Source organism: Enterobacter sp. N5-15 (assembly GCF_057221635.1).
Genome location: NZ_CM170150.1, coordinates 880540 through 894676, shown reverse-complemented (window position 1 = coordinate 894676; position 14137 = coordinate 880540). Strand labels below are relative to the sequence as shown.

14 protein-coding genes are annotated in these 14137 nt (G+C 52.9%); all 14 read right to left on the bottom strand.

Going from position 1 to position 14137, the window contains the following annotated elements; all coding sequences use genetic code 11:
- Positions 1 to 8 precede the first annotated feature (8 nt).
- On the bottom strand, positions 9 to 605 hold the full coding sequence (rnhB, locus tag AC2TE5_RS04160) for a ribonuclease HII (protein WP_063145194.1): 597 nt from the start codon (positions 603 to 605) through the stop codon (positions 9 to 11).
- Positions 602 to 1750 carry a lipid-A-disaccharide synthase gene (gene lpxB, locus AC2TE5_RS04155; protein ID WP_213329156.1) on the bottom strand — a complete coding sequence of 383 codons (1149 nt, stop codon included), beginning with the start codon at positions 1748 to 1750 and terminating at the stop codon, positions 602 to 604. Before lpxB ends, rnhB begins: the two co-directional genes overlap by 4 nt.
- Complete coding sequence (lpxA, locus tag AC2TE5_RS04150; RefSeq protein WP_023310462.1) at positions 1750 to 2538, bottom strand: acyl-ACP--UDP-N-acetylglucosamine O-acyltransferase; 789 nt, start codon at positions 2536 to 2538, stop codon at positions 1750 to 1752. Before lpxA ends, lpxB begins: the two co-directional genes overlap by 1 nt.
- A gap of 3 nt (positions 2539 to 2541) precedes the next feature.
- Positions 2542 to 2997, bottom strand: a complete 456-nt coding sequence (gene fabZ, locus AC2TE5_RS04145) for a 3-hydroxyacyl-ACP dehydratase FabZ (RefSeq protein ID WP_484612706.1) — start codon at positions 2995 to 2997, stop codon at positions 2542 to 2544.
- Between the two features lie 102 nt (positions 2998 to 3099).
- Positions 3100 to 4125, bottom strand: a complete 1026-nt coding sequence (gene lpxD / locus AC2TE5_RS04140) for a UDP-3-O-(3-hydroxymyristoyl)glucosamine N-acyltransferase (protein WP_484612705.1) — start codon at positions 4123 to 4125, stop codon at positions 3100 to 3102.
- A 3-nt stretch (positions 4126 to 4128) separates the two neighbouring features.
- Positions 4129 to 4623 carry a molecular chaperone Skp gene (skp, locus tag AC2TE5_RS04135; protein ID WP_045907838.1) on the bottom strand — a complete coding sequence of 165 codons (495 nt, stop codon included), beginning with the start codon at positions 4621 to 4623 and terminating at the stop codon, positions 4129 to 4131.
- A gap of 122 nt (positions 4624 to 4745) precedes the next feature.
- Positions 4746 to 7163 carry an outer membrane protein assembly factor BamA gene (bamA, locus tag AC2TE5_RS04130; RefSeq protein WP_484612704.1) on the bottom strand — a complete coding sequence of 806 codons (2418 nt, stop codon included), beginning with the start codon at positions 7161 to 7163 and terminating at the stop codon, positions 4746 to 4748.
- 29 nt (positions 7164 to 7192) lie between these two features.
- A complete protein-coding gene (gene rseP, locus AC2TE5_RS04125) occupies positions 7193 to 8545 on the bottom strand; it encodes a sigma E protease regulator RseP (RefSeq protein WP_213329159.1) in 1353 nt (450 codons plus the stop codon).
- An 11-nt stretch (positions 8546 to 8556) separates the two neighbouring features.
- Complete coding sequence (gene cdsA / locus AC2TE5_RS04120) at positions 8557 to 9414, bottom strand: phosphatidate cytidylyltransferase (protein WP_023310457.1); 858 nt, start codon at positions 9412 to 9414, stop codon at positions 8557 to 8559.
- Between the two features lie 12 nt (positions 9415 to 9426).
- On the bottom strand, positions 9427 to 10185 hold the full coding sequence (gene ispU, locus AC2TE5_RS04115) for a (2E,6E)-farnesyl-diphosphate-specific ditrans,polycis-undecaprenyl-diphosphate synthase (RefSeq protein WP_024907522.1): 759 nt from the start codon (positions 10183 to 10185) through the stop codon (positions 9427 to 9429).
- Positions 10186 to 10371: 186 nt separating this feature from the next.
- Entirely contained in the window at positions 10372 to 11571 is a 1200-nt protein-coding gene (gene ispC / locus AC2TE5_RS04110; RefSeq protein ID WP_121425062.1) for a 1-deoxy-D-xylulose-5-phosphate reductoisomerase, read from the bottom strand.
- Between the two features lie 95 nt (positions 11572 to 11666).
- The gene (gene frr / locus AC2TE5_RS04105; RefSeq protein ID WP_023334573.1) at positions 11667 to 12224 is read right to left on the bottom strand and encodes a ribosome recycling factor; all 558 of its coding nucleotides are present in this window, start codon (positions 12222 to 12224) and stop codon (positions 11667 to 11669) included.
- Positions 12225 to 12391: 167 nt separating this feature from the next.
- Positions 12392 to 13117 (bottom strand): UMP kinase, encoded by a 726-nt coding sequence (gene pyrH, locus AC2TE5_RS04100; protein WP_047346409.1) that lies wholly within the window; start codon positions 13115 to 13117, stop codon positions 12392 to 12394.
- A 150-nt stretch (positions 13118 to 13267) separates the two neighbouring features.
- Complete coding sequence (tsf, locus tag AC2TE5_RS04095) at positions 13268 to 14119, bottom strand: translation elongation factor Ts (protein WP_014882627.1); 852 nt, start codon at positions 14117 to 14119, stop codon at positions 13268 to 13270.
- Between the last annotated feature and the right edge of the window lie 18 nt (positions 14120 to 14137).

Here is a 14137-nt window from a genome sequence, read left to right as displayed (position 1 = left end):
GTATTGATTCAGGACACCCGTCCCAGCGCGCGCTTCACCGGGCCAAAGCTGCGACGGTGGTGTTCGGTTGCGCCATGTTCAGCCAGCCTTTCCAGATGGAAAGGTGTGGGATACCCCTTATGCTGGGCGAAACCATACTGAGGGTAAGTGAGGTCCAGCGCGGCCATTTCAGCGTCGCGCGTCACTTTGGCAATAATAGAAGCTGCGCTAATTTCTGCGACCCGACTATCGCCTTTGACGACCGCCATTGAAGGCATGGGCAATGCAGGACAGCGGTTGCCGTCAATCAGGACATATTCCGGGGAAATTTTCAAACCCGCTACCGCACGCTGCATCGCCAGCATCGTGGCATGCAAAATATTCAGCTCGTCTATTTCATGCGGTTCAGCGCGCCCCAGGCTCCAGGCCAGCGCCTTCTCCTGAATCTCACCAAACAGCGCCAGCCGGCGCTTTTCAGACAATTTTTTCGAGTCGTTCAGCCCGATAATCGGGCGAGCCGGATCGAGGATCACCGCGGCGGTCACCACGGCCCCGACTAACGGGCCACGGCCCACTTCGTCCACGCCCGCCACAAGACGAGTGTGAGGATAAACAAATTCCATCATTTTGCTAGCTCCAGCACCGCATCCGCCGCTTGCTCATCGGCATTACAGCGGATCAGTTGATGCAGTTCGCGGAAGGTATCGTGCATCTGGTGGCTGGTCTTACCGTCGGCGAGCAGCGGCAGCAGTGCATCGGCAAGCGCCTGCGGCTGGCACTCATCCTGCAACAGCTCTTTCACCAGCTCGCGCCCGGCAAGCAGGTTTGGCAGGGAGACATAATCCGTTTTCACCAGACGTTTTGCCAGCCAGAAGGTGAACGGCTTCATGCGATAACCGACCACCATTGGGCATTTCGCCAGCATACATTCCAGCGCCGCCGTGCCGGAGGCCAGCAGCGCGGCATCGCTCGCATACATCGCTTCCCGCCCTTTCCCGTCCAGAAGACGGACGTGAAGATCCGGGGCGACTTCCGCTTTGATGCGCTCAAACTGCTCGCGGCGTTTGGCATTCACCAGCGGAACAACCACTTCAAGGTCGGGATAGGTCTGGCGAAGAATTTGCGCTGTTTTGAGAAAATCGGCGCTCAGCATCTCCACTTCGGCACCACGGCTGCCTGGCAGCAGTGCCAGACAGTGCACATCATGCGGGATGCCCAGCGCGTCGCGCGCCGCGTTTTTATCCGGATCCAATGGCATCGCATCCGCCATGGTATGACCGATAAAACGGCACGGCACATTAAATCTGTCGTAAAACGCTTTTTCGAAAGGCAGGAAAGCCAGCACCAGGTTGGTGGACCGTCCGATTTTGAAAACACGTTTCTGTCGCCACGCCCAGACGGACGGACTGACGTAGTGAATGGTTTTAATGCCCTGCTTTTTCAGATTCCCTTCGAGGGTAATGTTGAAATCAGGTGCATCAATACCGACAAACACATCGGGTTTGAGTTCGGTAAAGCGGCGGGTGAGATCGGCACGGATGTGCAGCAAACGGCGTAGCCGTCCCAGCACCTCAACGATGCCCATCACGGCGAGCTCTTCCATTTCATACCAGGCTTCACAGCCTTCGGCCTGCATCAGCGGGCCAGCAACACCGACAAAGCGAGCATTGGGTATACGCGCCTTAAGCGCGCGGATGAGACCGGCACCAAGAATATCGCCGGAGGTTTCTCCGGCGACCAGGGCTATCGTAAGCGGACGACTGTCGACCATTAACGAATCAGACCCCTTGTTGAACGGTCAAAGAATTCCATGAACGCGTTCACTTCCGGGTGCTTATTCGCCAGCTCGGCAATTTCCGGCTTCGCCTCTTCCAGCGTTTTACCGCTACGGTACAGCAGTTTGTACGCGTTGCGGATGGCAGTAATCGCTTCGCGACTAAAACCACGACGCTTGAGGCCTTCGATGTTCACGCCAAACGGCGTGGCATGGTTGCCCTGCGCAATCACATACGGTGGAACGTCCTGCGCCACACCGGAGCATCCGCCAACCATCACGTGCGCACCAATGATGCAGAACTGATGGACTGCGGTCATGCCGCCAATAATTGCGAAGTCATCAACCGATACGTGTCCTGCCAGCGTTGCGTTGTTGGCAAGAATACAGCGGTCACCCACGGTACAGTCGTGCGCGATATGCGCATTAACCATAAACAGGTTATCGCTGCCCACCTTCGTCAACCCACCACCTTGTACTGTTCCACGATGAATGGTGACGCTTTCGCGAATACGGTTACGATCGCCAATTTCCAGACGGGTCGACTCACCAGCATATTTCAGATCCTGGTTAACTTCGCCGATGGAGGCGAACTGATAGATCTCGTTATTGCAGCCAATGGTCGTGTGACCATTCACCACAACGTGAGATTTCAGTACTGTACCCTCACCAATTTCGACATGGGGTCCAACAATACAAAACGGGCCAATGTGGACGTTAGCGCCAATGATGGCACCGGTTTCCACAATAGCAGTAGGATGAATAAAGGCGGATTTATCAATCACGTATCAGGACTCCCGGCTACGAGCACACATCATCGTCGCTTCGCAAACAACTTTGCCGTCGACCAGCGCTACGCCTTTGAAGCGAGTCAGGCCACGACGCGTTTTTTCAAAAGTGACTTCCATGATCATCTGATCACCAGGCACGACAGGACGCTTAAAGCGCGCTTCATCAATACCTGCGAAGTAATACAGCTCACCTGGCTCCAGTTTGCCGACGCTTTTAAACGCCAGAATACCGGTAGCCTGAGCCATCGCTTCCAGAATCAACACACCCGGGAAGATAGGCTTACCAGGGAAGTGCCCCTGGAAGAACGGCTCGTTCACGGAAACATTTTTCACTGCGCGCAGAAAACGACCTTCTTCAAAATCCAGCACACGGTCTACCAGCAGAAACGGGGAGCGGTGCGGCAGAAGTTCTAAAATCTCTTCAATATGCAGAGTATGAGTGTCAGTAGTCAAAATACTCTTCCTGTCAAAATGTACTGATAACAATAATAACACGGCCTGCCGGTTTATTAGAAAGCCGACAGGCCGGGAAAAATAGCGTTAAACGGATGACGCTTAATCTTGTTGATCGATCTTACGCTCAAGAGACTTGAGGCGCTTGCTCATATCATCAATGTTCATCACCAGAGCTGCTGTTTTACGCCATACCTTGTTGGGTTGTAGCGGAATGCCTGAGGAATAGACGCCAGGTTCAGTGATAGGACGCATTACCATGCCCATTCCCGTCACGGTGACCTTGTCGCATATTTCCATATGGCCATTAATCACGCTCGCGCCGCCAATCATGCAATAACGGCCAATTTTCAGACTGCCTGCCATGATGACGCCACCCGCAACTGCGGTATTGTCGCCAATCACAACGTTATGCGCAATCTGGCACTGGTTATCGATGATAACACCATTACCAATGATCGTGTCGTCAAGCGCGCCACGGTCAATGGTGGTACAGGCACCGATCTCCACGCGATCGCCAATAATAACGCGACCAAGCTGCGGGATCTTCACCCAGTTACCGCGATCGTTAGCGTAACCAAAGCCATCAGAACCAATCACGGTGCTGGACTGGACGAGGCAATTTTCGCCAATTTCAACGTCATGATAAACGGACACGTTGGCCCATAAACGGGTCCCGGCGCCGATTTTCGTATTTTTCCCAACGAAGCAACTAGGGCCAATGACGACGTTATCGCCCAGCACAACGCCGGATTCGATAACCGCATTCGCGCCAACGGCGACGTTGTTACCAAGCCGGGCCGTCGCATCAATCGCTGCACTGGCAGCAATGTTCTGGGCCGGCTGCGGCGTGGTATCGAGAATTTGAGCCATGCGTGCATACGTCAGGTAGGGGTTTTTCACTACCAGCGCGCTTACAGTGGCAAATGGAAGATCGTCCTGCGTCAGTACAACAGCTGACGCCTGGCATTGAGCCAGTTGCTCACGGTACTTAGGGCTTACCATGAAGGTAATCGTGCCAGCTTTAGCAGATTGCATGGACGCAACAGCGGTGATGACGATATCGCCATCACCGTGTAATTCTGCATCCAACTGCTGAGCTAAATCAGCCAGTCGAATTGAAGGCATTACTTATTTAACCTGTTTCAGAACATCAGCAGTGATGTCTTTAACATCTTTGCTGTTAAAAGCAACGGCGTTCGCATCTACAACCAGATCGATGCTCTGATCGGCAGCCACTGCTTTAACAGCAGTCTGAATGCGAGTTACCAGCTTGCCGCGTTCTTCGTTAGAACGACGCTGACGATCCTGCTCGAAAGCCTGCGCTTTCTGGGAGAACGTCTGGCGCTGAGCCATTACGTCTTTTTCCAGCTTGCTACGGTCGCTTGCTTTCATGGTAGAACCATCACGCTGCAGACGCTGCATTTTGGACTGAAGATCGTTTTCCATACCCTGCAGTTCGCTTGCACGGCCTTTGAATTCGTTTTCCAGAGTCGCAGAAACACCTGTTTTCTGTGCAACCTGCTGGAACAAATTACCCATGTTGACGATTGCAATTTTGTCTGCTGCCTGAGCAGAAGTTGCCATCGCTAAACCGAGACCTGCAGCTAATAACCACTTTTTCACAATTAACTCCTTACCATCCCATTGGCACCAGAAGGTACCGTTCTTTGCGTGGCAAGGCGACCGTGTTACCGATCGCCAGTTGTCAGCGCTACACTGCCAACGCATTCCTTTGCAGCGGATTATTACCAGGTTTTACCAATGTTAAACTGGAATTGCTCCGCTTTGTCTCCATCGTATTTCTTAAACGGCTGGGCGTAAGAGAAGACCAACGGCCCCAGCGGTGACATCCATTGTAATGCGATACCGGCAGACATGCGAATATTGCTCGGATCGCTGTAGTCAGGAATGCCTTCAGCGCGCATCTGGGCAGTATTCTGCCAGTTGGTATCCCACACGGTACCCGCATCCCAGAAGAAGGACGTACGGACCGAGTTTGCGTATTTATCACTGATAAACGGCGTTGGCGTAATGAACTCCAGGCTGGCAACGGCCATGGCGTTACCGCCCACCGCGTCATTGGAGCTACAGACTTCGGAAGAGGAAGTCTTATTACAGTTATCTTTGTCGTTCCCGCCGTAGTAAACCGCTTTCGGACCAATGTTGTTGGACTGGAAACCACGAACGGTGCTGGAGCCACCCGCATAGAAGTTTTCATAGAACGGCAGTTCTTTGCCACCCAGACCATCGCCATAGCCCCAACGGGTACGACCCAGAACCACCCACTTATGATCGTCATCGATCGGGAAGTAGGATGCGGTATCCAGCGTGACCTTATAGAACTCGTTATCGGAACCCGGCACGGTCACTTTACCGTTCAGGTTGACGCGAGAACCTTCCGTTGGGAAGTAACCACGGTCGAGACGGTTATAGGTCCAGCCGTAGTTAAAGGTGAAGTCATCCGCCGCGAAGCCATTGTCATGACCACTTTTGCTGGTTGACTGGCCGATAGAGTCCAGATAACGCCACATCGCCACCTGCGGTTGCATGTTGGACAGGTCGTTATGCACGTACCCTAAGCCCGCACGCAGGGTGTTGTATTCGTTAACCGGGAAGCCAAGCGTACCGTCTACACCGTAACTCTTGTTGGTGTATGAAGACAGGTCCGCGTCGTCTGCTTTAAAGTCGTTATAGAAGATACGACCGCCCAGGCTCACACCGTCTACGGTGAAGTATGGGTTAGTCACAGAGAACTCAGAGTAGGTCTGGTAGTCGTTTTTGGTGCCGTTAATACCGACAGAGTAACCCGTACCCAGCCAGTTATCCTGCTGCACGCCGACCTGGAAGCTAACGCCGCTTTCAGTACCGTAGCCCACACCGAAGTTGAAGCTACCGGTGTTGCGCTCTTTCACTTTATAAACGACATCAACCTGATCCGGGCTGCCCGGTACGCGCTGGGTATCGGTATCCACCGTTTCAAAATAGCCCAGACGGTTCAGACGCTCTTTACCCTGATCAACGAGATCGCTACCCAACCATGCGCCTTCCATCTGACGCATTTCGCGGCGCAGAACGGAATCTTTGGAGGTGTCGTTACCGACGAAGCGGATCTTACGCACGTAGAAACGGTTGCCCGCATCAACATTCACGTGCAGCTTAACGGTTTTATCCGCATCGTTGATTTCCGGCTGAGTCTGTACGCGCGGATAGGCATAACCATAGCGGCCGAGCAGCTTCTTAATGCTGTCTTCCATTTTGGTTACCTTGGAACCGCTATACAGGTCGCCTGGCTGAATTTTGGTCAGCGACTCGATTTCAGCAGAATGCCCCGCAAGGTTACCACTCACCTCAACACCCGAAAGCTTGTACTGCTCGCCTTCAGTGATGTTGACCGTAATGTAGATCCCTTTCTTGTCCGGCGTCAGGCTTACCTGAGTCGAGTCGATGTTGAAACGCGCATAGCCACGGTCGAGATAGTAGCTGCGCAGGGTTTCAAGGTCGCCCGCCAGTTTCTGTTTCTGGTATTTACGATCGCCTACCACGTTCCACCATGGCACTTCATCGCGCAGCTGGAAGGTGGAGATCAGTTCGTCGGTGCTGAACGCGTGGTTGCCGACAATGTTGATCTGCTGGATCTTCGCAGAAACACCTTCCTGGAAGACCAGCTTCAGGTCAACACGGTTGCGCGGCAGCGGAGTGACAACCGCTTTGACGCTGGCACTGTATTTACCGACGCTGTAGTAGAAGTCTTCCAGACCTTTTTCAATGTCTGAAAGGGTTGTGCGGTCCAGGGATTCACCCACACGAACACCGGATGCTTCAAGGTTCTGCTTGAGCATGTCATCTTTCACCGATTTGTTACCGGAGAAAGTGATACTGGCAATCGTTGGACGTTCTTTTACCTGTACCAGCAGCGTATCACCATCGCGCAGGACGCGAACGTCCTCAAAGTTGCCGGTGGCAAACAGAGCACGGATGGTGTTACTGATATCATCATCATTAACCGTATCGCCGGGGCGTACAGGCATACTGAGGAGGGCCGCACCAACGGCGACACGCTGGAGGCCTTCGAAATGAATGTCTTTCACTACGAACCCGTCAGCACCGTATACGGTGGCGCTGCTAAACAGCAGCGACGCTATGAGCAACTTTTTCATCGCCATCGTTATTATGCGTTCTTCCTAACACTCTCTTACAACCGAGAGAAATCATTGAAAAGTGCAAGCCCCATTAACAGCACCAGCAAAATCGAGCCAATGCGATAACTAAAGTCTTGAACTCGCTCGGATACCGGTCCGCCTTTTAGCTTTTCAATCGCCAAAAACAGCAGATGACCCCCGTCTAAAACGGGAAGCGGGAACAGGTTGATTATCCCAAGGTTCACGCTAATGAGCGCGAGGAACATGAGATAGTAAATCCCCCCGAATTCCGCTGACATCCCAGCCCCCTGAGCAATCGAAATTGGCCCACTGAGGTTGTTCAGTTTCACATCACCGGTTATCAATTTCCCCAACATGTTGACCGTCAGCTTCATCAGTTGCCATGTTTTATCCGTGGCTTCAAGGATGGCGCTGAACGGCCCATACTGGCGTATTGTCTTGTACTCATCTGGCAGCGGGATCACTTTTGGCACAACGCCTGCGAACCCTTCTGCCTTTTTGCCGACCGACTTCGTATCCGGGATCAGCGTCAGCGAAAGCGGACTGCCTTGCCTTTCAACTTCCAGCGCGAGAGACGTTCCCGGATTATCGCGCACCAGAGTAACAAAGGTCATCCACTCTGTTAATGGTTGACCATCGACTTTAACGATCCTGTCGCCCGCTTGCAAACCCGCTTTGCTCGCCGCCGAATTTGCCTGTACTTCGGCCAATACCGGCTCGATCTGCGCGCCGCGTGGACGAATGCCCAGCGCAGCGACGGGATCTTCTTTGTCTGGCTCGAAACGCCAGTGACGTAAATCGAGTACTTTGTCCTGACGCGTATCTGAACCAAACGGCGATACGCTGATGGTGGTCTGCGGATCGCCGATTTTAGCTACCAGCTGCAGTCGCACGGCATCCCAATCAGGGGTTTCGATGCCATCAATCGCTTTAAGTTCCATCCCGGATGCAATTTGCGCACTCGCCGCGATGGAGTTGGGGGCAATTTCACCCACCACCGGACGCACGCCAGGGACGCCGATGATAAACACCAGCCAGTAAGCGAAAATCGCAAAGATGAAGTTGGCTACCGGTCCGGCAGCAATGATGGCAGCGCGTTGTCCAACGGTTTTATTGTTGAATGCGCTGTGTCGCAGCTCAGGAGCGACAGGCTCGACGCGTTCGTCGAGCATTTTGACGTAGCCGCCCAGCGGGATAAGGGCGATGACAAATTCCGTGCCGTGACGGTCGGTGCGCGTCCAGAGTGATTTACCAAAACCGATGGAAAACCGCTCTACGCGCACGCCACAGCGGCGAGCAACCCAGAAATGGCCAAATTCATGCACGGTAATCAGTACACCCAGTGCAACAATGAACGCCGCCAGATTCCAGAGAATGCTCAGCATAAAACCTTCCGTTAAATCGTCCCGAATACCAGTAAAAGCAAACACGCAAACACTGGAACAGCCGCTGTCAGGCTATCAATGCGATCCAGTATACCGCCATGCCCTGGAATCAGGTGTCCGCTGTCCTTAATCCCTGCTTCACGCTTAAACATACTTTCGGTTAAATCACCGAGCACGGAGGCAAGCGCAGCAAAAATCGAGCACACCAGCAGTATTGACGGTGCCACTTCAAGATTCGCCCAGACGCCGTAGCCCCAGGAGATGATCGCTGCCGTAAACAGGCCGCCGATGAATCCTTGCCAGGTTTTGCCCGGGGAAACCTTCGGTGCCAGCTTATGTTTGCCAAACAGTTTACCAAACATATAGGCCCCGGAGTCAGCCCCCCAGACCAGAATCATCACATAAAGCAGCCAGATCGCACCGCTGTAGTGGTTTTCGTCGTAGTGCCAGGCTCGCAGCGCAACCATACCCCAGAAAAAAGGAATAATTGTGAGCAAACCAAAAATCAGTCGCAGCACTTTTGAATTGCGCCACAGTGCCGCGGAGCCTGGATAAAAAAGAACCAGCAACAGCGCGGCAACCCACCAGGCCAACGATATCCACAAGGAACCGGCAACCAGAGGCTGATGAATATCATGGTGATATTCAGGCAACGTAAACAGCATTATGGCCAGGATAAAGCCACAAAGTACCGCAAGCCATACTCGCTGAGTGCGCGAGGTAAAGCCGCTAAACTGTCCCCATTCCCACGCGGCGAGCATGCACACCACCAGCGTGACAATAGCGAATCCCACCGGGGGCAGTAAAAACAGCGCCGCAATGACAATGGGTATTAATACAAAAGCGGAAATCAGGCGATACTTCAGCAAAAGCTACCCCCATCAGGCTTTGTCGCCACCAGGCTCGGTGCCGCCGAAACGACGCTCTCGATTGGCAAAGGCATGCAGCGCACCTTCAAAGTCTTGTTCATCAAAATCGGGCCAAAGAACATCCGTAAAGTAAAGTTCAGCATAGGCAATTTGCCATATCAAAAAGTTACTTATGCGATGTTCCCCCCCTGTCCTAATTACCAAATCCACAGGCGCCTGTTCATTCATGCAGATTTGCTTGCTCAGCGCCTCTTCATCAATTTGGTCGGGTCTCAACAGCCCTTCCTGAACCTGTTCGGCCAGATGCCGAACGCCCTGGATAATATCCCAGCGTCCGCCGTAATTCGCCGCAATATTCAGCGTCAGACCGGTGTTATTTTCCGTCAGCGCTTCTGCTTTGCGAATCCGTTCCTGCAAACGTGAGTTAAAACGACTGGTATCGCCAATGATACGCAGGCGGACGTTGTGGCGGTGCAGGCTTTTTACTTCGCTGTCTAGCGCCCACACAAACAATTCCATCAACGCAGTCACTTCCTGCAGAGGTCGATTCCAGTTTTCACTGCTAAAAGCATAGAGCGTTAACGCATCAATGCCGTTGTTGGCGGCAAAAGAAACGGCGCGACGAACGGATTTCGCCCCCGCTTTATGCCCAAAGGCTCGTATCTTCCCTTGTCTTTTCGCCCAGCGGCCATTGCCATCCATAATGATTGCTACATGACGGCAGCCATGAGCTGGCAAATTTTCGCTTATTGGTTGATTCGCAGACAACATAACGCGTTTTTTGTCCCTGAAAAGGATTTAACGGTACTCAGGAATACTGAAGCCTATACATAAAAAAGCCGTGTCAAACCACGGCTCACCTGACCACATTAAGTCAAATACCTGCGATCAGGTGGCGCAGACTATATCACTGAAGCCCAACGCTAACAAATAGCACGACGACTAGTGCTTGCTTTATCACCAGCTTGCGAGACGTGTCACCTGTTGGCGCGCAATATTACGCGCAGCTGCATCCACCGCCAGCACCTCTTCCACGCTTTGTGGTTCGCGCAAATCCATCATCTCCAGTACCGATAAATTTAACGACGCGATATCGGTAAAACGAATTTGCTGATTCAGAAATGCCTCTACGGTAATTTCATTGGCTGCATTAAGTGCCGTCGTCGCCGCCTGCCCCTGGTCAAAGGCATTCATCGCAAGCTTCAGACATGGATAGCGGTCGTAGTCTGGTTCACTGAACGTCAGGGAACTTAGCTTGCAGAAATCAAGCGGCTTCACGCCGGATTTCACTCGATTTGGCCACGCCATTGAATGGGCAATCGGCGTACGCATATCCGGCTCGCCCAGCTGTGCCAGCACGCTGCCATCCTGATAACGCACCATCGAGTGAATCACCGATTGCGGGTGAATCAGTACTTCCATCTGTTTCGCTGACGCATTAAACAGCCAGCGCGCTTCAATGTATTCCAGACCTTTGTTCATCATGGTGGCTGAGTCAACGGAGATTTTACGCCCCATCGACCAGTTCGGATGACGGCACGCCTGATCCGGCGTCATGGCGCGCAGTTCAGACAGTGGCGTTTCACGGAACGGGCCACCAGACCCGGTAAGCAGAATAGACACTACGCCATTCTGCTCCAGGTCAGCGTACCCCAGGTTCTGTTGAAAAGGTTGCGGTAAACTCTGAAAAATCGCGTTGTGCTCGCTGTCGACCGGCAAAAGACGCGCGCCGCGCTGCTTCACCGCGTCCATAAACAGACGTCCGCAGGTGACCAGCGACTCTTTGTTGGCCAGCAGAACATCCTTACCGGCATCAATCGCGGCAAGCGTGGGCAATAATCCTGCCGCCCCGACGATAGCCGCCATCACCTGATCCACCTCATCCAGCGCCGCCATCTGGCAGGCCGCCTGTTGGCCACTCAGCACCTCGGTTCGGCTGCCCTGTTCACGCAGCTGTGCTTTCAGCAGACGCGCGCTCTCTTCGTCATCCATTACCGCATAGCGGGGCGCAAACTCCAGGCACTGCTCGACCATTCGCTGCACATTCTTACCGGCCACCAGCGCTGTCACGGTGTAAAGTTCAGGATTATGGCGAACAACGTCGAGAGTGCTGCAACCGATAGAGCCGGTTGAGCCGAGGAGTGTTAAATGCTTCATGAGATGCCCGAAAAAAGTTAGACCAGATAAAAGCAAAACGCCGCCAGCAAGACCCGAAGTCCCTCTGAACGGCGTTTATCAGTGTACGACAGAAATCAGAACTGCATCAGTTCCGCTTCTTTATCTGCGAGCGCCGCATCAATTTTCTTGATGGCAGCGTCGGTCATTTTCTGAATGTCGTCCTGAGAACGACGATCGTCATCTTCACTGATCTCTTTTTCTTTCAGCAGCGCTTTTACTTTATCGTTCGCGTCGCGACGGACGTTACGCACGGATACACGACCCTGCTCAGCTTCGCCACGAACCACTTTGATCAGATCTTTACGACGCTCTTCCGTCAGTGGAGGCAGTGGAACGCGGATGTCAGCGCCCGCAGAGCTTGGGTTCAGTCCGAGGTCAGAGGCCATGATCGCTTTCTCAACGGCCGGGCTCATAGAACGATCGAACACGTTGATTTTCAGCGTACGGGTATCTTCTACCGTTACGCTCGCCAGCTGACGCAGAGGGGTTGGCGTACCGTAGTATTCTACGATGATGCCATCCAGCAGGCTTGGGGAAGCACGGCCAGTACGGATTTTGCTGATTTGGGTTTTGAACGCTTCTACGCATTTTTCCATGCGTACTTCAGCATCTTTTCTGATGTCGTTAATCACGTTACGAATCCTTGAAAACTTGTCTCAGGCAGACTATCCGCCAGCACAGCGCTACAGGTGTGCTAAGTATAGTCGCGTTTAATTCATGACAACGCCAAAGGCGCGCCCGGGTAAGATACCACTACAAAATAAAGCGGAATCTTACCTGTATTTGTCGTCAACGGAAATTATTCCGTGATCAAAGTGCCTTCTTTTTCGCCCATGACCACGCGACGCAGTGCGCCAGGCTTGTTCATGTTGAAGACACGGATCGGCAGTTTGTGGTCGCGAGCCAGCGTGAAGGCGGCAAGATCCATCACTTTCAGCTCTTTATCCAGCACTTCGTTGTAGCTCAGCTGATCGTACATGGTGGCAGAAGGATCTTTTGCCGGGTCGGCAGTAAACACACCGTCTACTTTGGTCGCTTTCAGTACCACATCGGCTTCGATCTCGATACCGCGCAGGCAGGCAGCGGAATCGGTTGTAAAGAACGGGTTACCCGTACCGGCGGAGAGGATCACCACGCGGTTGTTGCGCAGCAGGCTGATGGCTTCTGCCCAGCTGTAATTATCGCAAACGCCATTCAGCGGAATCGCGGACATCAGGCGGGCATTCACATAGGCGCGGTGCAGTGCATCACGCATTGCCAGGCCATTCATGACGGTTGCCAGCATACCCATGTGGTCGCCCACAACGCGGTTCATCCCCGCTTTCGCCAGACCAGCACCACGGAAAAGGTTGCCACCGCCAATGACCACGCCAACCTGGATACCCAGTTCGACCAGTTCTTTGATTTCCTGTGCCATGCGATCAAGGATGCTTGCGTCAATACCGAAGCCTTCCGATCCCTGCAGCGCTTCGCCACTCAGCTTAAGCAGAATGCGTTTGTACACGGGTTTTGCATTGGTAGCCATGTTTCTTTCCTGAGACTGTCAACGATTAAGATGGGGGTTAATTCTGGCGACATGATATGCCGCAAATCAGCACAGCGATACTGGAGCCTGTCTGATTTCCTGTGACGGGTGACAAAAAGAAGCCGCCCTCAGGCGGCTCCTTTTCAATCATTAAGACTGCTTGGACATTGCAGCAACTTCTGCTGCGAAGTCAGTCTCAACTTTCTCGATGCCTTCGCCCACTTCGAAGCGGATGAAGCCAGTTACGTCAGCGTTGTGCTCTTTCAGCAGCTGAGCAACAGACTTGCTTGGGTCCATTACGAATGGCTGGCCAGTCAGAGAAACTTCGCCGGTGAATTTCTTCATGCGGCCTTCAACCATTTTCTCTGCGATTTCTTTTGGCTTACCAGACTGCATCGCGATGTCCAGCTGAACCTGGTACTCTTTCTCTACCACTTCAGCAGACACGTCTTCTGGCTTAACGAATTCTGGTTTGCTTGCAGCGATGTGCATAGCCAGCTGTTTAACCAGCTCTTCGTCAGCGCCTTTAGCCGCAACCAGAACACCGATACGTGCACCGTGCTGGTAAGAGCCCAGAACGTCGCCTTCCAGAGAAGATACGCGACGGATGTTGATGTTCTCACCGATTTTAGCAACCAGCGCAACACGTTCTTCTTCGAACTGTGCTTTCAGAACTTCAACGTCAGTGATTTTACCAGCAACAGCTGCGTCCAGAACTTTGTTAGCAAATGCCTGGAAACCGCCATCTTTAGCAACGAAGTCAGTCTGGCAGTTAACTTCCAGAATGATGCCGTAGTTGCCGTCGATCTTAGTGATGATCACGCCGTCAGCAGCAACGTTGCCTGCTTTTTTAGCTGCTTTGATCGCACCGGATTTACGCATGTTTTCGATTGCCAGCTCGATGTCGCCGTTCGCTTCAGTCAGCGCTTTTTTGCAATCCATCATGCCTGCGCCAGTACGCTCGCGCAGCTCTTTTACCAGGGATGCGGTAATTTCAGCCATTCTTAAATCCTCGGGAGA